A 19,891-nucleotide genomic window follows, 5' to 3' on the forward strand; every position below is an offset into this window, starting at 1 on the left:
GAAAGCTCTCAGACTCCGTCCGTACGGTGCGGGGCATGGGAACTAAGACAGAGGACGAGCGCGCGGCCGAGGCGGCCGCACAGACCGCAGAGCCGGAGGCCGCGGACGGCGGCAAGGCCACGGAGACGGACGCCGTCACGGTGGACAAGAGCGCCGGGACCGCCAAGACCGCCACGACGGATGACGCCGTCGTGGCGGACGACGCCGAGGGCCGCGACGGCCTCGACGACTCCGATGACCCCGATGTCTCCGACGACGAGCTCGTCGTGGTCGAGGAGGTCGCTCCGGTCAGGTCCGGCGGCGTGTTCCAGGGCGCGGCCGCCGTCGTCTCCGCCGCTCTCGGCGTGATCGGCCTCTCCGGTGGCTGGCTGGGCACGGTCGCCGCCGCCCGCTCGAACATCGTCGGGCAGCTGGAGACCAAGCAGTCGGCGAGCGTGGCCGACCAGATCCAAGCCCTGTACGGCGACTCCTGGCAGATCACGGCGCTGATCGCCGGAGCCTTCGCGCTCGCCGCGCTGGTCGTCGGGTTCGCCGTCCTGGTGAGGCCCGCGTTCGGCGCGCCGGACCAGGTGCAGGCGCCGTGGATCAAGTCGGTGGCCTGGGCGGGTGTCGCCCTCGGCGTCATCGGTCTGCTCCTCGCCATCGCCAAGTACTCGAACCTGATCTTCGGGCTGCCGTCCGCGAGTTGACGACGGCGCGGGACGTAGAACACAGAACGCAGAACGCCGGTGGGGCCGCATGGTCGGCCCCACCGGCGTTTTCGTGTCCGCGGGCCCTACGCCTAAGGCCCCCTCCTAGGCCCTCACGGTCCTCCTAAGGCCCCCTGCCTTCTCAAGATGAGGCAGTCTCCCGATGTGCCGCACCTCCCTGGCGGACGAAAGTAAAGGCATCACGGAAAGCGAGCCGCGGACAGCGGATCGCGGACCACGAAGCCGGAAGCCGAAACCAGCAGCAGAAGCCAGGGAGTTCCCATGTTCGAGTACGAAATGCACCAGCTCCGCGCCGCCGACCTCACCCGCGAGGCCGACCGCCGCCGCCTCCTGCGCGAGGCCCGGGAGGCCAAGGCGGCGGCGCGCGCCGACCGCCGCTCGGCCCGCCACGACACCGAGGGGCGGGTGAGCACCGGTCAATGGAGGGCGCGCTTCACCCGGGCCGCGTGATGCGGACGGCGGCGGGGGCCGGAGCGCCTGCTCCGGCCCACCCGATATCCACTGCCACCGCACCCGCACCCTGTGCGATGCTCACCGCTGTGGAGACCAGGTCCGTAAGCCCCGTGTTCGTCGGCCGTTCCGACGAGCTGGGGGTGCTGAACGACGCGCTCGCCCGTGCCAAGGGGACTGCCCCCGGCACGGGCGAGCCGCAGGCATTGCTGCTCGGCGGTGAGGCGGGCGTCGGCAAGACCCGCCTCATCGAGGAGTTCACCGCGGCGGCCCGCGCCGAAGGCGCCGTCGTGGCGCTCGGCGGCTGCGTCGAGATCGGCGCGGACGGCCTGCCCTTCGCGCCCTTCTCCAGCGCCCTGCGTTCCCTGCGCCGCCAGCTCCCCGACGAGGTCGACGCCGCCGCCGACCAGGAGGGCGAGCTCGCCCGGCTCCTGCCCGAACTGGGCGAGGCCCCGCAGCGCCGCCGGGGCACCGACGCCCATCACGACGAGGAAGGCATGGCCCGCCTCTTCGAGCTGACGGTCCGCCTCCTGGAGCGCGTGGCCGCCGACCGCCCGGTGGTCGTGGCCCTGGAGGACCTGCACTGGGCCGACGCATCGACCCGCCATCTCCTGTCCTACCTCTTCCGCACGCTGCGCAGCGGCCGCCTCGTCGTCGTCGCGACGTACCGCGCCGACGACATCCACCGCCGCCACCCCCTGCGCCCGCTCCTCGCGGAGCTCGACCGGCTGCGCACGGTGCGGCGCATCGAACTGTCCCGCTTCAGCAAGGGTGAGGTGGCCCGGCAGATGGCGGGTATCCTCAGCGCCGAGCCCGCGCAGTCCCTGGTGGACGACATCTTCGAGCGCTCGGACGGCAACGCCTTCTTCGTCGAGGAACTCGCGGTCGCCTCGCACAACAGCAGCTGCGCGGGCCTCACGGACTCCCTGCGCGACCTCCTCCTCGTCCGCGTCGAGGAGCTGCCCGAGAGCAGCCAGCGCGTGGCCAGGATCGTCGCCGAGGGCGGCTCGAACGTCGAGTACCCCCTGCTCGCCGCCGTCGCGGGGCTCGCGGAGGACGATCTGATCGAGGCGCTGCGGGCCGCCGTCGGGGCCAACATCCTGCTGCCCTCGCCCGACGGCGACGGCTACCGCTTCCGGCACTCCCTGGTGCGCGAGGCCGTCGGCGACGACCTGCTGCCCGGTGAGCGCTCCCGGATCAGCCGCCGCTTCGCCACGGTCCTGGAAGCCGACCCCTCGCTGGTCGCCGCCGACCAGCGCGCCGCCCGCCTGGCCAGCTACTGGTACCACGCGCACGACGCGGCCAAAGCGCTCCCCGCGGTCCTGCGGGCCTCCGTCGAGGCCCGCCGCCGCTATGCGTACTCCGAGCAACTGCGCCTCCTGGAACGCGCGATGGAGCTCTGGGACGACGCCCCCGAGGAGATACGCCTCGAACTGCGCCCCCTCGACTACGCCGAGGTCTATCCGCCCTGCGGCTGCGACCCCGCCACCACCCCGCTGCGCTATCTCGACCTCATGGCGGAGGCCGCCGTCGCCGGCCGCCTCTGCGGGGAGCGGGAACGCGCCCTGAAGATCACCAAGCGTGCGCTGCGCCTCCTGGGCGACGAGCCGGACCCCCTTCGCGCCGCGTGGTTCTGGATCCAGCGCTCCCGGCTCACCTCCACGCTCGGCCGCGGAGACGGCTGGGCGGAGATCGCCACCGCGCAGGAGCTGGTCCGCGGCCTCCCGCCGTCCGAGGTGCACGCCGAGGTGCTGACCAACGTCGCCTCCTGGGGCATGCTCCACACCCCCGGAGAAGAGACCCTGGTCGCGGCCCAACGCGCCGTCGAGTACGCCCGGATGGTCAAGGCCGAGGAGATCGAACTCAACGCCCGGCTCATCCTCGGCGGCCTCCTGGTCGACGCGGGGGCCGTCGACGAGGGACTCGCCGAGATGTACGCGGTCAGGGACCGCTGCGTGGCACCGCCCGGCCTGGTCTCCCGCGTCCCGCACATCCACGTCAACCTGCCCTCCGTGCTCGAAGGCGCCGGCCGCTCGCTGGAAGCCCTGAAGATCGGCGAGCAGGGCCTCGCGCTCTGCCGGAAGTACGGGCTCACCGACACCGAGAGCTGGGTCCAGGTCAACCAGGCGGAGACCCTCGTCTCCCTGGGCCGCTGGGACGAGGCGGTCGAGGCCTCCCGGGCCGCCCGCCGTGGCGCGCCCAGCATCAAGCCTCGCGGCGGGGCCGCCCTCCAGCTCGCCTCCGTCGCCGTCGGCCGCGGCGATCTGACCGAGGCCGCCGCCCAACTGGCCGCGGCCCGCGGCCACTACGGCTCGCACGACCTCATGCCGCAGCACACCCAGCCGATGGTCACCCTGGCTCTCGCCCTCGCCGCGGGCGACCCCGACCGCGCGGCGGGTGTCGCCGCGGCCCGCGCCGAACTCGAAGGGGCCATGGCCGCCGGCTTCCCGCCCGGCACCCACCGCTACACCTGGCCCCTGCTGCTGACCGCCGCCACCTCGGAGGCCGACGCACGCGGCCTGCCCGCCGCCGAAGCGGGCCGGTCCGAGACCGTCGAGAGCATCCGGCGGGCCGCCGGGAAGCTGCCCGCTCCCGTGCCGCTCTGGGCCGCCCACGAGCAGTGGGTCCGTGCGGAACTCCTCCGTGCCGAGGACCGCGACACCCCCGCCGACTGGGCCGCCACGGTCGCGGCGTTCGCACCCCTCGACCGCCCCTACGACCTCGCCCGCACCCGGCTGCGCCTCGCCGAGTCCCTCCTCGCGACCTCCGCGGGCACGGGCGCCGACGCGGATCGCGAGCAGGCCGCCGAGCTGCTGCGCACGGCCCGCGAGACCGCCGAGCGGCTGGGGGCCCGGCCCCTCGCCGATTCCGTCGCCGGGCTCGCCCAGCGGGCCCGCCTGACCCTGGACGAGCAGGGCCACGGGACCGCGTGCGCCCACCTCACTCCGGTCGATCCGGCCGAGGCGCTCGGTCTCACCAGCCGGGAGCGTGACGTGCTCCGCCGGGTCGCCGCGGGCCGCAGCAACCGCCAGATCGCCGAGGAGCTCTTCATCTCCCCGAAGACGGCGAGCGTCCACGTCTCCAACATCCTCGCCAAGCTGGGCGTCACCGGCCGGGGCGAGGCGGCGGCCCTGGCCCACCGCCTGCGCCTGTTCCCGGCGGACCGTCTCTCCTCGGAACGCGCTCAGGCCGCCGGCTGACCTGCGCTTTTCGGGTCCCGATGGGTTTTTGGGACACTCGCTTACGCTGGTAGGAGGAACCCGTCCGCCAGGAGGCGCAGTGTTCAACCCGATCGAGCTTTTCCAGCCCGGCCGCAAACACACGGACGACGAGCAGAAGCGGCTGGAGCTGAGCCGGGTCGACGTGGCCGACGGCGACCCGGGCCGCGGCCCGATAGACCTGACCTCGGGCAAGGTCGTGGTGCGCGTGCCCCAGCAGCCGGATCAGGAGCCGGACCAGCGGCCGGCCCAGGGGCCGACCACCCCCGCCCCGGCGGCCCCGGAGGACCCCGCCATTGAGGACCCCGCCCTGAGGGGCCCGGCCCCGGAAGCCGGTTGACGGTCCGCCCGCAGCCCTACTTCACCGTCACCTCAAGGATCTTGTCGTCCCCCTTCTCCGGGGTGCCCCGGGAATCCGTCTCGTTCGTCACCAGCCACAGCTTGTCCCCGCCCGCGGCCACGACCGTGCGCAGGCGGCCGTGCTCGCCCTTCAGGAAGGACTGGGGCTCCACGCTCCCGTCCACGCCGCGCACCGGGATACGCCAGAGCCGCTCGCCGCGCAGGCCCGCCATCCAGACCGAGCCTTCGGCGTACGCGATGCCGCTGGGGGAGGCCTCCGAGGTCTTCCACTGGGCCACCGGGTCCCGGAAGCCCTCCTCGTCGCCCTTGCCCTCGACCTCCGGCCAGCCGTAGTTGTCGCCGGCCTTGATCTCGTTCAGTTCGTCCCAGGTGTCCTGGCCGAACTCCGCGGCGAAGAGCCGCTTCTCCTCGTCCCAGGCCAGGCCCTGCACATTGCGGTGGCCGTACGAATAGACGGGGGAGTCGTCGAAGGGGTTGCCGGGGGCCGGGTCGCCGTCCGCGGTCAGGCGCAGGATCTTGCCGCCCAGCGACTTCTTGTCCTGGGCCAGGCCCGTGTCACCCGTCTCGCCCGTGCCCGCGTACAGCATCTTGTCCGGGCCGAAGGCGATCCGGCCGCCGTTGTGGACGGTCCCCTTGGGGATGCCCTTGAAGACCGTGTCGGGCGCGCCCAGCTGCTGGCCGGAGGGCTTCTTCTCGTCGTACAGCATGCGGGCGATGCGGTTGTCCGACTCGGTGGTGAAGTACGCGTAGACCATGTGGTCCGATGCGTACGCGGGCGAGAGCGCCAGGCCCATCAGGCCGCCCTCTCCGGCGGGGGAGACGCCCGGGACCGAGCCCAGTGCGGTCTTCTTGCCCGTCTTGCCGTCCACGCGGGTGATCGTCCCCTCGTCGCGCGAGGACACCAGCAGGTCCCCGTCCGGCAGCGGCGCGAGGCCCCAGGGCGACTTCAGGTCCTCGGCGAGCGTCTTGGTGACCGACGCCGATCCCTTCTTGGGCGGGGCCTCGCCGGCGCGCGGCGTGCCCGTGGACGTCCCGCCGGACTTCGCGGGGCTCGACTCGGCGCTCTTTCCGTCGCCCGGCGCGTCCGAGCCCCCGGACGAGCAACCGGCCGTGAGCACCAGGGCGGCGGCGGCCAGTGCGGCCGTGACAGCAGGTCGTTGCACGATCAGGTTCCCTTCGACGCAGCTTCTCCTGTTCATACACCGCTCGGGCCCCACAGGTTCCCCATCCCGCTGCACCGACGCGCGGACGTCGTCCCTGAACCGTCCCGCGCGCAAGCGAATCCAGGACCGTCACTCCCAGGATCCCATCGCCGACGGCAGCGCCGCGATCTCCGCCAGGTCCGCCCCGGTGAGCCGCAGCCCCGCCGCCCCGGCGTTCTGCACCGCCCAGCGCTCCCGCTTGGCCCCCGGGATCGGCACCACGTCACGGCCCTGCGCCAGCACCCACGCCAGCGCCACCTGGGCCGGGGTCGCCCCGTGCCGCTCGGCCACCCGGCGCAGGCCCACCACGAGCGGCTGGTTGGCCGCCATCATCTCGGCGGTGAAACGCGGGTGCCGGGCCCGCAGGTCGTCCGGCTCGAAGCCCTGCCCCGGGGTCAGCGTCCCGGTGAGGAACCCGTTCCCCAGCGGCATCGCCGCCAGGAAGCCCACCCCGCGCGCCGCGCACCACGGCAGCAACGTCTCCAGCGCCTCCCGCGACCAGACGGAGAGTTCGGCCTCCACCGCGCTGACCGGGAAGACCTGCTGGATCCGCTCAAGCTGCCGGATCGTTCCCTCGTGCATCCCCCGGCCCTCGCGCCGCGCGGCACGGGCCCCCACCGCGCACAGCCCGAGCGCGCGCACCTTCCCCGCGGCGACGAGCTCGGCCATCGCGCCCCAGGTCTCCTCCACCGGCACCTCGGGATCGGCGCGGTGCAACTGGTACAGGTCGATCGTCTCGGTCTGGAGCCGCCGCAGCGACGCGTCGCAGGCCCGCTTCACATAGCCGGGGCTGCCGTTGGCGACGATGTGCTGCTCGCCCACCAGGAGACCGCACTTGGTGGACACGAAGGCCTCGGACCGCCGCTCCTTCAACGCCCTGCCCACCAGCAGCTCGTTGGTGAACGGCCCGTACATGTCCGCCGTGTCCAGCAGGGTCGTGCCCTGGTCCAGCGCGGCGTGCACGGTCCGCAGCGACTCCTCGCCCCGCTGCCGCGAGCCGGTGTAGGCCCAGCTCATCGGCATGCAGCCGAGCCCGACCGCACCCACCTCGAGCGCTGCCGCGCCGATCGTCCTGCGGTCCACCTGGCCGTGCCCTCCCACCTCGAGTCCGAGCGGCCCCCAACGTAACCTCTGGCTCCCCCCACGCGGCGTGCGGCCTGTGCGCATTAGCCTCCTGACCATGACGACTGACGTATGGCTCCCCTTTGCCGCGGACGAGATCGAAGGCCTGCCCCGGGCGGCCGACGCCGGGATCAACTACCGCTTCTGGGACGGCGGCCCGGACTTCCCCGCGGACCCGGCCGACTGCTCCTTCTACACGGTGCCCTACCTGAAGGGGCCGGAGGTCGCCGTACGGCCGCTGCCGGAGATGACGCACGTGCGCGCCGTGCAGACCCTCTCCGCGGGCGTGGACCAGATGCAGTCCGGGCTCAAGTTCCTCGCTCCGGGCGTGCAGTTGTGCAACGCCAAGGGAGTGCACGAGGCCAGCACGGCCGAGCTGACGCTCGCCCTGGTCCTCGCGTCGCTGCGCGGCATCCCGCGGTTCGTCGAAGGGCAGCGGCAGGAGGACTGGCGGTCCGGGTTCTACCCCGCGCTCGCCGACAAGTCCGTCCTGATCGTGGGATACGGATCGATCGGTTCCGCCATCGAGGACCGGCTCACCCCCTTCGAGTGCGCGCGGGTGGCGCGCGTCGCGCGCTCTGCCCGTGCCACGGAGCGCGGCCCCGTGCACCCCCTCGCCGAACTGCCCGCACTGCTGCCCGACGCCGATGTGGTCATCCTTTCCACGCCCCTCACCGACACCACCCGTGGCCTGGTGGGCGCGGACTTCCTGGCCCGCATGAAGGACGGCGCGCTGCTCGTGAACGTCGCGCGCGGCCCCGTCGTCGACACCAAGGCGCTCTTGGCCGAACTGGAGAGCGGCCGGATCACCGCCGCTCTGGACGTCACCGATCCGGAACCGCTGCCCGCGGCTCACCCGCTGTGGCAGGCTCCTGGAGTGCTCATCAGCCCGCATGTGGGCGGATCGACCTCCGCCTTCCTGCCGCGCGCCAAGCGCCTGCTCGCCGCGCAGCTGACCCGTCACGTGGCCGGGGAACCCCTCGGCAACGTGGTCCTGACGACCGAGTAGCCGACCAAGCGCCGGTCACTCAGGGACCGTTCGAGCACACTCCGCACCTGTTTGTGTGCGCCCCGTGTCCGCCTGTGCTCCGGTCGTCACGGAGCGTAGAGAAGCTATGTCCCTGAGTGACGAGACTGGTGTATCGTCCCGACAGGGGCTGCGCCGTGGACAGTTCGTCGGCGCCGGGGACGAGACATCAGACGCGAGGGGGGCGACGGGCGATGTACGGCCAATGGGCGAACCATCCGACGCGGCGAGGCCGCCGGCGACGACCTTCACGCGCACCGGCCCGCGGCCGGACACGCGCTCGCGCACACGACGTTCCGGAGCCGACCGGTCACGAGAGGCGGACGGACACGGACGCGGCACGGATCAGGGCGGCCCGGTGAGCACCCGCCCGTCACCCGCCACCGCCCTGGAGGGCGGCGGAGGTCTGACGGCGCCGATGCGGCCCCGGGCGCCCCTGACCCGACGCCCGGCCACCGGCGGCGGCACCGGCGGCACCGGCGGCGTCGGTCTGGTCTCGCAGATCGCCCTGCTCGTGGTCTGCGGAGGGTATGCCACCGGGGCCGCGCTCGGCTGGGGCTCGCCCCGGGCCGCCCTGATCATGGGCGACTTCGGGCTGAGCATCGCGGCGGCGACCGCCGCGGTCTCCTGCTTCCGCTACTCACGGACCCGTCGCAGCCGCTTTCGACCCGCATGGCTGCTGTTCGCGCTCTCCTCCGCCATGGCGGCCCTGGGCAACGGCGTATGGGGCTGGTACGAGGTCGTGCTCGAAGAGCCGGTGCCCAGCCCCGGCCTCGCCGACCTGTTCTTCCTCTGCTTCGCGCCACCCGCCATCATCGGCCTGCTCGTGCTCGCCAAGCGCCCGGTGACCAAGGCCGGCTGGGTCTGCCTGTCGCTCGACGCCTGGCTCATCGGCGGCTCACTGCTCACGCTCTCCTGGAGCCTGGCGCTCGCGCACACGGCACAGTTCGAGGGCCAGAGCGTGGCGCACGCCGCGCTCTCCCTCGCCTATCCGCTGCTCGACATCGCGCTCGTCAGCATGGTCCTCGCGCTGCACTTCAGACGCTCGTCCGCCAATCGCACGGCGGTGAACACGGCGATCGGCGCCCTCGCGCTGACCGTCATGTGCGACGCGATGTTCACCTCGCCCCTGCTGCACGCCAGTTACCGCTCGGGGCAGATGCTGGACGCGGGCTGGTTCGCCGGCTCCCTGCTCCTGGCGTACGCACCCTGGGCCACCCCCCGGCCCAAGGGCGCGGACGACGCGCAGCAGCACCCGCGCGTGCCGCACGAGACCGCCCCCAAGGACGCGCGGACCGCGGCCACCCGGCCGATCGCCGGATCCCTGGCCGCGCTGACGCCGTATCTGGCCGCCGCCGTCTGCACGTTGGGGATCCTCTACAACGTGCTGAGCGGCCGCAGCGTCGACCAGGTCGTGCTCTTCACGGCGGGCACGGTCGTGCTCGCCCTGGTCGTGCGCCAGGGCATCATGCTCCTGGACAACATCACCCTCACCCAGGAACTGGCCCAGAAGGAGAACCACTTCCGCTCCCTGGTCCAGGGTTCGAGCGACGTCATCATGATCGCCGCCCCGAACGGCATACTCCACTACGTCAGCCCGGCCGCCTCCGGGGTCTACGGCCGCGAGGCCGACGAGCTCGTCGGCTCCGAACTGGCCTCGCTCATGCACCCCGAGGACCTGGGCCGCGTGGTGCACGAGGTCCGCAGATTCCTCACCGCGAACCCCGTCGAGGAGCCCACGACCCGCATCGAGTGCCGCTTCAAGTCCGGTGACGGCGACTGGCTGAACGTGGAGTCCACGGTCAACCGCCACCAGGGCGGCCTCATCTTCAACAGCCGTGACGTCACCGAACGGGTCCGACTCCAGGCGCAGTTGCAGCACAACGCCGAGCACGACCCGCTCACCGACCTGCCCAACCGCGCCCTGTTCACCCGCCGGGTGAGCCAGGCGCTCACGGGCCGCAGAGTCACCGACCGGGGCACGGCCGTGCTCTTCATCGACCTCGACGGCTTCAAGGCGGTCAACGACACCATCGGCCACCAAGCGGGGGACGAGCTCCTGATCCAGGCGGCCCGCCGCCTTCAGGAGGCCGTCAGGTCCGGGGATTGCGCGGCCCGGCTTGGCGGCGACGAATTCGCCGCGCTCATCGTGGGTGACGGCACCCGCGACCAAACCGCACGCGAACAGCACATCTACGAACTCGCCGACCGTCTCAGAATCACCCTCTCCCAGCCCTACGCGATCGACGGCAACGACGTCCGCGTGGCGGCGTCCATCGGCGTGGCCTTCGCCGAACCGGGCGTGGGAGCGGGCGAGCTCCTGCGCAACGCCGACCTCGCGATGTACCGCGCCAAGGCCGCGGGAAAGGGCCGCGTCGAGCTGTACGCCCCCCAGATGCAGGCCGACGTCGTCCGTAAGGCCGAGCTGGCGACCCGGCTGCGCACCGCCCTGCACGACGGCGAGTTCGCGCTGCTCCACCAGCCGGTGGTCTCCCTGGCCGACGGGCGGATCACCTCCGTGGCCGCTCAGGCGCGCTGGCGCTCGGCGCAGGGCATCCTCTTCACGCCCGCCGAGTTCCTGCGCGTGGCGGACACCTCGGACGCCCAGGAGAGTGCCCGCACCGCCGAGCTCGGCCGCTGGATGATCGAGGAGGCCGTCCAGCAGGCCGCCGAGCGCGGGCGTACGGGCCATGCGGCCCCCGTCGCCGTCCGCGTCAGCGCGCGGCGCCTCCTGGACCGCTCCATGCCGCTCGGCTCCATCGAGGCGCTCCTCACGCGGTACGGCCTGCCGTCCGGCGCGCTCGTCATCGAGCTCGCCGACAGCGACCCGCGGGTCTCCCTGGACGACCTGGAGCGCCGGCTGACCGCCCTGCGCAGACTCGGCGTACGCATCGCCCTGGACGGCTTCGGGAGCGGCTATGCCGCCATCACCGCACTGCGGCGGCTCCCCGTCGACGTGCTGAAGCTGGACCGCAGCCTCGTCGAGGGCGTCGTCGAGTCCGCGCGGCTGCACAAGATCACGTCCGGGCTGCTGCGCATCGCCACCGATCTGGGGCTGCGCTCGGTGGCCGACGGCGTCGACCTCCCGGAGCAGGTCATCGCCCTGCGCGCGATGGGCTGCACGCACGGGCAGGGCATGGCGTTCTCCGGCCCGCTCGACGAGTACCGCCTGCGCCGCGCGCTCTCGCTCGGGCGCTACCCCGTGCCGCACGGGCCCGCGGAGCCGGTGCTGGCGGGCGGCCCGCCGGTGGCGTTCGGGGGAGGTGTCGAGTCCTTCGTCCGCTCACATAATGAGACCCCCGTCCCACCTACTTGACAGGCACAGTGCGCCGGGGAGAGGGTCAATGCCATGCGCACCCGAATTCTCGTACTTGGAAAGCGCGTCGGCTGAAGCTGGGACTCACCGGTCCGAACTCCGGAATCCCTGCACCCGCTCCGACGCGCTCCCCTCGCTTGCCTCACGGCACGAGGGGTTTTTTGTTGCACCGGCACCTGCCAAACCCCCGCAAACACCCCGCAAAAACCCTCAGCTTCGAGAAGAGAATGCCGATGACCGAGCAGGCCACCGGGGCCCACCATCCGCAGCCGCGGCCCCGAACCTCAGGACAGCCGTCCGCCCCCGTCGAGCACGTCACGGGTGCGCAGTCCCTCATTCGTTCTCTCGAGGAAGTCGGGGCCGACACGGTGTTCGGCATTCCCGGCGGTGCCATCCTTCCCGCGTACGACCCGATGATGGACTCCACCCGGGTCCGCCACGTCCTGGTCCGCCACGAGCAGGGCGCGGGGCACGCGGCCACCGGTTACGCGCAGGCCACCGGCAAGGTCGGGGTGTGCATGGCCACCAGCGGCCCCGGTGCCACGAACCTCGTCACACCGATCGCCGACGCCCACATGGACTCCGTGCCCATGGTCGCGATCACCGGCCAGGTCGCCTCCAAGGCGATCGGCACGGACGCCTTCCAGGAGGCGGACATCGTCGGCATCACGATGCCGATCACCAAGCACAACTTCCTGGTCACCAAGGCGGAGGACATCCCGGCGACGATCGCGGAGGCCTTCCACATCGCCTCCACGGGCCGCCCCGGACCCGTCCTGGTCGACATCGCCAAGGACGCGCTCCAGGCGCAGACCACCTTCCAGTGGCCGCCCACCCAGGACCTGCCCGGCTACCGCCCGGTGACCAAGCCGCACGCCAAGCAGATCCGCGAGGCCGCCAAGCTGATCACCGCGGCCAGGCGACCCGTCCTGTACGTCGGCGGAGGCGTCCTGAAGGCCCAGGCCACCGCCGAGCTGAAGGTCCTCGCGGAACTCACCGGAGCGCCCGTCACCACCACACTGATGGCGCTCGGCGCATTCCCCGACAGTCACGAGCTGCACGTGGGAATGCCGGGCATGCACGGAGCGGTCACCGCCGTCACCGCGCTGCAGAAGGCCGACCTGATCGTCGCCCTCGGAGCCCGCTTCGACGACCGCGTCACCGGCAAGCTGGACAGCTTCGCGCCCTTCGCGAAGATCGTCCACGCCGACATCGACCCGGCCGAGATCGGCAAGAACCGCGCCGCCGACGTGCCGATCGTCGGAGACGCCCGTGAGGTCATCGCCGACCTGATCCAGGCCGTCCAGGCCGAGCACACCGCCGGCGTGCGGGGCGACTACACCGCCTGGTGGGCCGACCTCAACCGCTGGCGCGACACCTACCCCCTCGGCTACACCCAGCCCGAGGACGGTTCGCTCTCCCCGCAGCACGTCATCGAGCGCGTCGGGCAGCTCGCCCCGCCGGACACGATCTTCGCCGCGGGCGTCGGCCAGCACCAGATGTGGGCCGCCCACTTCATCGAGTACGAGAAGCCGGCCACCTGGCTGAACTCGGGCGGCGCCGGAACGATGGGGTACGCGGTTCCGGCCGCGATGGGCGCCAAGGCCGGCCGGCCCGACCGCACGGTCTGGGCGATCGACGGCGACGGCTGCTTCCAGATGACCAATCAGGAACTGACCACCTGCGCCCTGAACAACATCCCGATCAAGGTCGCCATCATCAACAACGGTGCCCTCGGCATGGTCCGCCAGTGGCAGACGCTGTTCTACAACCAGCGCTACTCCAACACCGTGCTGCACAGCGGTCCCGAGGACATCGGCCCCAACAAGGGCACCCGCGTCCCGGACTTCGTGAAGCTGTCGGAGGCGATGGGCTGCGTGGCGCTGCGCTGCGAGCGCCCCGAGGACCTCGACAAGGTCATCGCCGAGGCCAACGCCATCAACGACCGCCCCGTCGTGGTCGACTTCATCGTCCACGAGGACGCCCAGGTGTGGCCGATGGTCGCCGCAGGCACCTCGAACGACGAGGTCATGGCCGCCCGCGGGGTCCGCCCCGACTTCGGCGACAACGAAGACGACTGAGACCGAGAGCGAAAGAGAGACCCAGAGTCATGTCCACCAAGCACACGCTCTCCGTCCTGGTCGAGAACAAGCCCGGTGTCCTCGCCCGGATCACCGCCCTGTTCTCCCGCCGCGGCTTCAACATCGACTCCCTGGCCGTGGGCGTCACCGAGCACCCCGACATCTCGCGCATCACCATCGTCGTGAACGTCGAGGACCTGCCGCTCGAACAGGTCACCAAGCAGCTCAACAAGCTCGTCAACGTCCTGAAGATCGTCGAACTGGAGCCGTCCGCCGCCGTCGGCCGCGAACTGGTCCTCGCCAAGGTCCGCGCCGACAACGAGACGCGTTCGCAGATCGTCGAGATCGTCCAGCTGTTCCGCGCCAAGACCGTGGACGTCTCGCCCGAGGCGGTCACCATCGAGGCCACCGGATCCAGCGACAAGCTGGAGGCCATGCTCAAGATGCTGGAACCCTTCGGCATCAAGGAGCTCGTCCAGTCCGGCACCATCGCGATCGGCCGCGGCTCCCGCTCCATCACGGACCGCAGCCTGCGGGCGCTCGACCGCTCCGCCTGAACCGGCGCGGACGAGCCGCGGTCCCGCCCGCATGGCGAGACCTGAAAACTTTCTTCCCTTCGCCCGCCGTACGGTGGGTCGCAACACCAGCACACATAGGAGATTTCCAGTGGCCGAGCTGTTCTACGACGACGACGCCGACCTGTCCATCATCCAGGGCCGCAAGGTCGCGGTCATCGGATACGGCAGCCAGGGCCACGCCCACGCGCTGTCGCTCCGTGACTCGGGTGTCGACGTCCGCGTCGGTCTGCACGAGGGCTCCAAGTCCAAGGCCAAGGCCGAGGAGCAGGGCCTGCGCGTGGTGACGCCCTCGGAGGCCGCCGCCGAGGCCGACGTCATCATGATCCTGGTCCCGGACCCGATCCAGGCCCAGGTCTACGAGGAGTCCATCAAGGACAACCTCAAGGACGGCGACGCGCTGTTCTTCGGTCACGGCCTGAACATCCGCTTCGGCTTCATCAAGGCCCCCGAGGGCGTCGACGTCTGCATGGTCGCCCCCAAGGGTCCGGGCCACCTGGTCCGCCGCCAGTACGAGGAGGGCCGCGGCGTTCCGTGTATCGCGGCCGTCGAGCAGGACGCGACCGGCAACGGCTTCGCGCTGGCTCTCTCGTACGCCAAGGGCATCGGCGGCACGCGTGCGGGCGTCATCAAGACGACCTTCACCGAGGAGACCGAGACCGACCTGTTCGGCGAGCAGGCCGTGCTCTGCGGTGGCACCGCGGCGCTGGTCAAGGCGGGCTTCGAGACGCTGACCGAGGCCGGCTACCAGCCCGAGATCGCGTACTTCGAGTGCCTCCACGAGCTGAAGCTGATCGTCGACCTCATGTACGAGGGCGGCCTGGAGAAGATGCGCTGGTCGATCTCCGAGACCGCCGAGTGGGGCGACTACGTCACCGGCCCGCGCATCATCACGGACGCCACCAAGGCCGAGATGAAGAAGGTCCTGACCGAGATCCAGGACGGCACCTTCGCCAAGCAGTGGATGGACGAGTACCACGGCGGTCTGAAGAAGTACAACGAGTACAAGACCCAGGACGAGAACCACCTCCTGGAGACCACCGGCAAGGAGCTGCGCAAGCTCATGTCGTGGGTGAACGAAGAGGCCTGAGGCACCCCGGAAACGCCGGAGGGGGCGATCTCCCTCCGGCGTTGTCCACCTCGTCCAGCCACGGACGGGTGATCCTTCCGCAGAGGCGTAAGACAGCCTCCGCCGCGCCACTACACTGCTTTCAACATTCGCGTCAGGCCCACAGCGTCGTGCGTCTTCCACGCGGCTAGCACCCTCCACCGCATGCGGCCGTCGGGACGGCCGTCCGCATTGGACTTGTGAGGACTCACGTGAGCACTGCTGCCAACGGCAAACCGGTCGTACTCATCGCTGAAGAGCTGTCGCCCGCCACTGTCGACGCCTTGGGCCCGGACTTCGAGATCCGTCAGTGCAACGGCGCGGACCGCGCCGAGTTGCTGCCCGCCATCGCCGACGTCGACGCGATTCTGGTCCGCTCCGCGACCAAGGTCGACGCCGAGGCCATCGCGGCCGCCAAGAAGCTGAAGGTCGTCGCCCGCGCGGGCGTGGGCCTGGACAACGTCGACGTGTCCGCCGCCACCAAGGCCGGCGTGATGGTGGTGAACGCACCCACCTCGAACATCGTCACCGCGGCCGAGCTCGCCTGTGGCCTGCTCATCGCCACCGCGCGCAACATCCCCCAGGGCAGCCAGGCTTTGAAGGCCGGCGAGTGGAAGCGCTCGAAGTACACGGGCGTCGAGCTCGCCGAGAAGACCCTCGGCGTCGTCGGCCTCGGCCGCATCGGCGCGCTCGTCGCGCAGCGCATGAGCGCCTTCGGCATGAAGGTCGTCGCCTACGACCCGTACGTGCAGCCCGCCCGCGCCGCGCAGATGGGCGTCAAGGTCCTCACGCTCGACGAGCTGCTCGAGGTCTCGGACTTCATCACCGTGCACCTGCCCAAGACCCCGGAGACGGTCGGTCTGATCGGCGACGAGGCCCTGCACAAGGTCAAGCCCGCCGTCCGCATCGTGAACGCCGCGCGCGGCGGGATCGTCGACGAGGAGGCGCTGTACTCCGCGCTCAAGGAAGGCCGCGTCGCGGGCGCCGGCCTGGACGTGTACGCGAAGGAGCCCTGCACGGACTCCCCGCTCTTCCAGTTCGACCAGGTCGTCTGCACCCCGCACCTCGGCGCCTCGACGGACGAGGCGCAGGAGAAGGCCGGTATCGCCGTCGCCAAGTCGGTGCGCCTGGCCCTCGCCGGTGAGCTCGTCCCGGACGCGGTGAACGTCCAGGGCGGCGTCATCGCCGAGGACGTGCGCCCCGGTCTGCCGCTCGCCGAGAAGCTCGGCCGCATCTTCACCGCCCTCGCGGGCGAGGTCGCGGCCCGCCTGGACGTCGAGGTGTACGGCGAGATCACCCAGCACGACGTGAAGGTGCTCGAACTGTCCGCGCTCAAGGGCGTGTTCGAGGACGTCGTCGACGAGACCGTCAGCTACGTCAACGCGCCGCTCTTCGCCCAGGAGCGCGGCGTCGAGGTCCGCCTCACCACGAGCTCGGAGTCCCCGGACCACCGGAACGTGGTCACGGTCCGCGGCACGCTGACCGGCGGCGAGGAGATCTCGGTCTCCGGCACGCTGGCGGGCCCCAAGCACCTCCAGAAGATCGTCGCCATCGGTGAGTACGACGTGGACCTGGCCCTGGCCGACCACATGGTCGTCCTGCGGTACGCGGACCGTCCCGGTGTCGTCGGCACCGTCGGCCGTGTCCTCGGCGAGTCGGGCATCAACATCGGCGGCATGCAGGTCGCCCGTGCGGACGTCGGCGGCGAGGCGCTCGCCGTCCTCACCGTGGACGACACGGTCCCGCAGTCGGTCCTGAACGAACTGGCCGAGGAGATCGGCGCGGACTCCGCGCGCGCGGTGAACCTCACGGACTAGGGCTCCGGAGCCTTGGGCGCCGTCATCACCGGCTGCGCCGAGTTCGTCCTCGAACGCCGGACGGGCTGGATCAGATCCAGCCCGTCCGGCGTTCGGCTTTTTGCTTCGCGCGCTTCTCAGGCCGGGGCCTTCTCCCGCTCGGGTGCCGTCGCCTTCGCCGCCTCCACCGGCTTGATCCGGCGCAGGGTCACCGCCGCCACGGCCGCCGCGACCAAGAGGAGCGCCGCCCCGCTGAGCGCCGCCACGTGCATGCCGCCGGTGAAGGCGTCCCGGGCCGCCGTGGTCAGGGCCGAGGCCGCCTCGTCCGGCAGGTGCCGGGCCACCGCGAGCGCGCCGCCGAGCGTCTCGCGCGCCTCGGCCGGGGCCGCGTCCGGGATCTCGGCGCGGTAGACCGCGTTGCCGACGGAGCCGAGCAGCGCCATGCCGAGCGCGCCGCCGAACTCCTGCCCCGTCTCCAGGAGTGAAGAGGCCGAGCCCGCCTTCTGTGCGGGGGCCGAACCGAGCGCCAGGTCGGTGAGTTGGGAGCCGATGATGACGGCGCCGCAGGCGATGAGCCCGGCGGCGGCGAGCACCGTCCACATCGCGTCCGTGCCCGCCAGCGTCAGCAGCCCGAACCCGCAGGCCGAGACGGCGAAGCCGGTCGAGACGACGTAGGCGCGGTTCATCCCGCGCTGGACCAGGGCGGTGGCGACCGGGGCGGCGAAGCCGATGAGGACCGAGGGGAGCAGCGCCCACAGCGCGGCCTCCATGGAGCTCTTGCCGAGGACGGACTGGAGGTACTGCGTGGTGAAATAGGCCGAACCCATCATCGCCAGCGAGGCGACGAGGTTCAGGAGGACGGCCGGGGCGAAGCCTCGGCCCCGGAACAGCGCGGGGGAGATCAGCGGGGACCGTGCCGTGCGCTGGCGGCGGACGAAGAGGGCGGCGAAGACCAGGCCCACGGCGAGCGACGCCACGTACGCGAGGTCGAGGCCCTCGGCGGCGATCTCCTTGAGGCCGTAGACGACGGGCAGGACGGCGGCCAGGGACAGCGGCACGCTCGGCAGGTCGAAGCGGCCCGGCTTCGGGTCCCTCGACTCCGGGATGAGGACCGGCGCGAGGACCAGGAGCAGCACCATCGCGGGCAGGTTGACCAGGAAGACCGAGCCCCACCAGAAGTGCTCGACGAGGATGCCGCTCATCACCGAGCCGAGCGCGACGCCCGCGACCATCACGCCGGTCCAGATGCCGATCGCCGTCGCGCGCTGCCCCGCGTCGCGGAACATCGTGCGGACGAGGGCCATCGTCGAGGGCATCAGGGTCGCGCCGCCGATGCCGAGGACCGCGCGGGCCGCGATGAGCAGCTCGGCGCTGTCGGCGTAGGCGGCGGTCAGGGAGGCCGCGCCGAAGGCGGCGGCGCCGAACAGGAGGAGCTTGCGGCGGCCGATGCGGTCGCCGAGCGCCCCCATCGTCATCAGGAGCCCGGCGAGCACGAACGCGTAGATGTCGAAGATCCACAGCTGCTGGGTGGCGCTCGGCTCCAGGTCGGCGCTGATGGCCGGGATCGCGAAGTAGAGGACCGAGACGTCCATCGAGACCAGGAGCAGCGGCAGCATCAGGACGGCCAGAGCGGTCCACTCCTTGCGGCCCGCGCGCTCGGGGGCCGCCGAATTCGCTTGTTCGTGCGTCGAGTTCGTCATGCCAAGGACTGTACGGACGTATTAAACACCTGTCTAGTACGGGCGTATAGAACAGTCGTATGGCACGGACGTATGGGACGGTTGTATGGATCCGGGAGTACGCTGGCCCGCATGGGACACCGTGAGGATCTGCTCGAAGGCGCCAAGCGCTGCCTGCTGGAGAAGGGCTTCGTCCGCACGACGGCCCGCGACGTAGTGAAGGAGTCGGGGACGAATCTCGCGTCGATCGGCTATCACTACGGCTCGAAGGACGCGCTCCTCGTCGAGGCGTTCATCGCCCTGGTCGAGCGGGCTGATGGCTTCGAGGGTCCTGCTGCCCAGGAGGCGGGGGCCGAGGGGGCGACGGACGGCTCGCTGGAGAGGTTCGAGCAGGTCTGGGCGAACATCCTGCGCGGCTTCCCCGAGACGCGCTCCATCTGGATGCTGACCTTCGAGGTGATCACGCAGGGGGAGCGGCTCGCCGGGGTGCGCGACCTGCTGGTCAAGGCGCAGGGGGAGGGGCGCAGCGGACTCGCCGCGCTGTTCACGGGCATCGAGGAGAGCGTGATCCCGCCGGACGTGGTGGAGACGGAGGGCCGCTTCTACACGACGCTGCTCAACGGCCTGATGGTGCAGTGGCTCTTCGACCCGGAGTCCGCGACCACCGCCGAGCAGCTCACCGAGGGGCTGCGGCGCGTGATGGGGCGGCTGTCCGGGGCCTGACATGCCGGTGCGGGCGGCATCGCGCCGCCCGCACCGTCCGGGATCCGCCGGGGATCAGCCGCCGATGCCCCACTTGAGGCACGCCTCGGGGACGTAGCCCTTCACGTTCGTGCCGTTCGTGATGCCGTACTGCCACTTCGTGCTCGTCTTGCCGCAGAGCGTGTACTTCTGCCCCGTGATCGACTTGCCGTCGTTGCAGAGGAAGCCCTTCTTCCCCTTGTTCCACTGGCCGCGGGCGGTGGCCGACAGCTTCGCGTGGGTGCGCACCTTCACGGTTTCCTTGGCGGGAACGTTCGTGAGGCCGTTGAGGCAGCTGGGCGCCGCGGCGGCGGACACCGGCGCGGCGGGCGTCTGCGCCACGGCGGCGCCGCCGGTGAGGGTGGTGCCGACGAGGGCGACGGCGGCGACTGCGGGTCCCAACAACTTGAACTTCATCGGGTGTTCGCTCTCCCCTGTGGAGTTGTGTGCGTGGTCGGGCACGACGGTACCCGGTGATGATCACGCCGATCGCCTTCTGTGGCCGG

General features: G+C 71.4%; 15 protein-coding genes. 11 read left to right on the top strand and 4 right to left on the bottom strand.

Going from position 1 to position 19,891, the window contains the following annotated elements; translation table 11 throughout:
* Positions 1-35 precede the first annotated feature (35 nt).
* From QBL25_RS28620 to QBL25_RS28635, 4 genes are all read left to right on the top strand, one after another.
* Positions 36-689 carry a hypothetical protein gene (locus tag QBL25_RS28620; protein WP_409059837.1) on the top strand — a complete coding sequence of 218 codons (654 nt, stop codon included), beginning with the start codon at positions 36-38 and terminating at the stop codon, positions 687-689.
* 282 nt (positions 690-971) lie between these two features.
* Complete coding sequence (locus tag QBL25_RS28625) at positions 972-1,160, top strand: hypothetical protein (RefSeq protein WP_409059838.1); 189 nt, start codon at positions 972-974, stop codon at positions 1,158-1,160.
* A 77-nt stretch (positions 1,161-1,237) separates the two neighbouring features.
* Positions 1,238-4,360: an AAA family ATPase gene (locus QBL25_RS28630; protein WP_409059839.1), complete on the top strand. Its 3,123-nt coding sequence runs from the start codon at positions 1,238-1,240 to the stop codon at positions 4,358-4,360.
* A gap of 79 nt (positions 4,361-4,439) precedes the next feature.
* The gene (locus QBL25_RS28635) at positions 4,440-4,718 is read left to right on the top strand and encodes a DUF6191 domain-containing protein (protein ID WP_409059840.1); all 279 of its coding nucleotides are present in this window, start codon (positions 4,440-4,442) and stop codon (positions 4,716-4,718) included.
* A gap of 16 nt (positions 4,719-4,734) precedes the next feature.
* Here the strand turns inward: QBL25_RS28635 and QBL25_RS28640 are convergent, their stop codons facing one another.
* Both QBL25_RS28640 and QBL25_RS28645 read right to left on the bottom strand, forming a co-directional pair.
* Complete coding sequence (locus QBL25_RS28640) at positions 4,735-5,901, bottom strand: PQQ-dependent sugar dehydrogenase (protein ID WP_409059841.1); 1,167 nt, start codon at positions 5,899-5,901, stop codon at positions 4,735-4,737.
* Positions 5,902-6,030: 129 nt separating this feature from the next.
* Positions 6,031-7,023 (bottom strand): aldo/keto reductase, encoded by a 993-nt coding sequence (locus QBL25_RS28645; RefSeq protein ID WP_409059842.1) that lies wholly within the window; start codon positions 7,021-7,023, stop codon positions 6,031-6,033.
* Between the two features lie 97 nt (positions 7,024-7,120).
* On the opposite strand from QBL25_RS28645, the gene QBL25_RS28650 reads away from it, so the two are divergent.
* The 6 genes from QBL25_RS28650 (at position 7,121) to serA (ending at position 16,986) form a co-directional block, all read left to right on the top strand.
* Positions 7,121-8,071, top strand: coding sequence for a 2-hydroxyacid dehydrogenase (locus QBL25_RS28650; protein WP_409059843.1), 951 nt, complete (start codon positions 7,121-7,123; stop codon positions 8,069-8,071).
* Positions 8,072-8,447: 376 nt separating this feature from the next.
* Positions 8,448-11,405 (top strand): putative bifunctional diguanylate cyclase/phosphodiesterase, encoded by a 2,958-nt coding sequence (locus QBL25_RS28655; RefSeq protein WP_409059844.1) that lies wholly within the window; start codon positions 8,448-8,450, stop codon positions 11,403-11,405.
* A gap of 233 nt (positions 11,406-11,638) precedes the next feature.
* Positions 11,639-13,486, top strand: a complete 1,848-nt coding sequence (locus tag QBL25_RS28660; protein WP_409059845.1) for an acetolactate synthase large subunit — start codon at positions 11,639-11,641, stop codon at positions 13,484-13,486.
* 29 nt (positions 13,487-13,515) lie between these two features.
* Positions 13,516-14,043, top strand: a complete 528-nt coding sequence (ilvN, locus tag QBL25_RS28665; protein ID WP_361838263.1) for an acetolactate synthase small subunit — start codon at positions 13,516-13,518, stop codon at positions 14,041-14,043.
* A gap of 109 nt (positions 14,044-14,152) precedes the next feature.
* A complete protein-coding gene (gene ilvC, locus QBL25_RS28670; RefSeq protein ID WP_344522960.1) occupies positions 14,153-15,151 on the top strand; it encodes a ketol-acid reductoisomerase in 999 nt (332 codons plus the stop codon).
* A gap of 230 nt (positions 15,152-15,381) precedes the next feature.
* Complete coding sequence (gene serA / locus QBL25_RS28675) at positions 15,382-16,986, top strand: phosphoglycerate dehydrogenase (RefSeq protein WP_409059846.1); 1,605 nt, start codon at positions 15,382-15,384, stop codon at positions 16,984-16,986.
* 116 nt (positions 16,987-17,102) lie between these two features.
* Here the strand turns inward: serA and QBL25_RS28680 are convergent, their stop codons facing one another.
* Positions 17,103-18,665: an MFS transporter gene (locus QBL25_RS28680; RefSeq protein WP_409059847.1), complete on the bottom strand. Its 1,563-nt coding sequence runs from the start codon at positions 18,663-18,665 to the stop codon at positions 17,103-17,105.
* Between the two features lie 111 nt (positions 18,666-18,776).
* On the opposite strand from QBL25_RS28680, the gene QBL25_RS28685 reads away from it, so the two are divergent.
* Positions 18,777-19,367: a TetR/AcrR family transcriptional regulator gene (locus QBL25_RS28685; protein ID WP_409059848.1), complete on the top strand. Its 591-nt coding sequence runs from the start codon at positions 18,777-18,779 to the stop codon at positions 19,365-19,367.
* Between the two features lie 54 nt (positions 19,368-19,421).
* Here the strand turns inward: QBL25_RS28685 and QBL25_RS28690 are convergent, their stop codons facing one another.
* Positions 19,422-19,802, bottom strand: a complete 381-nt coding sequence (locus QBL25_RS28690; protein WP_409059849.1) for a hypothetical protein — start codon at positions 19,800-19,802, stop codon at positions 19,422-19,424.
* Positions 19,803-19,891: the final 89 nt, after the last annotated feature.

It is taken from the genome of Streptomyces sp. SYP-A7185 (assembly GCF_046103685.1).
GTDB lineage: Bacteria > Actinomycetota > Actinomycetes > Streptomycetales > Streptomycetaceae > Streptomyces.

What these genes read in the sequence shown, in the direction of transcription:
- QBL25_RS28630 (WP_409059839.1), top strand. Translation starts at nt 1,238, where the DNA reads ATGCTCACCGCTGTGGAGACCAGGTCCGTAAGCCCCGTGTTCGTCGGC.
- QBL25_RS28650 (WP_409059843.1), top strand. Translation starts at nt 7,121, where the DNA reads ATGACGACTGACGTATGGCTCCCCTTTGCCGCGGACGAGATCGAAGGC.
- QBL25_RS28690 (WP_409059849.1), bottom strand. Translation starts at nt 19,802, where the DNA reads ATGAAGTTCAAGTTGTTGGGACCCGCAGTCGCCGCCGTCGCCCTCGTC.
- QBL25_RS28620 (WP_409059837.1), top strand. Translation starts at nt 36, where the DNA reads ATGGGAACTAAGACAGAGGACGAGCGCGCGGCCGAGGCGGCCGCACAG.
- ilvN (WP_361838263.1), top strand. Translation starts at nt 13,516, where the DNA reads ATGTCCACCAAGCACACGCTCTCCGTCCTGGTCGAGAACAAGCCCGGT.
- QBL25_RS28685 (WP_409059848.1), top strand. Translation starts at nt 18,777, where the DNA reads ATGGGACACCGTGAGGATCTGCTCGAAGGCGCCAAGCGCTGCCTGCTG.
- QBL25_RS28680 (WP_409059847.1), bottom strand. Translation starts at nt 18,665, where the DNA reads ATGACGAACTCGACGCACGAACAAGCGAATTCGGCGGCCCCCGAGCGC.
- QBL25_RS28625 (WP_409059838.1), top strand. Translation starts at nt 972, where the DNA reads ATGTTCGAGTACGAAATGCACCAGCTCCGCGCCGCCGACCTCACCCGC.
- QBL25_RS28660 (WP_409059845.1), top strand. Translation starts at nt 11,639, where the DNA reads ATGACCGAGCAGGCCACCGGGGCCCACCATCCGCAGCCGCGGCCCCGA.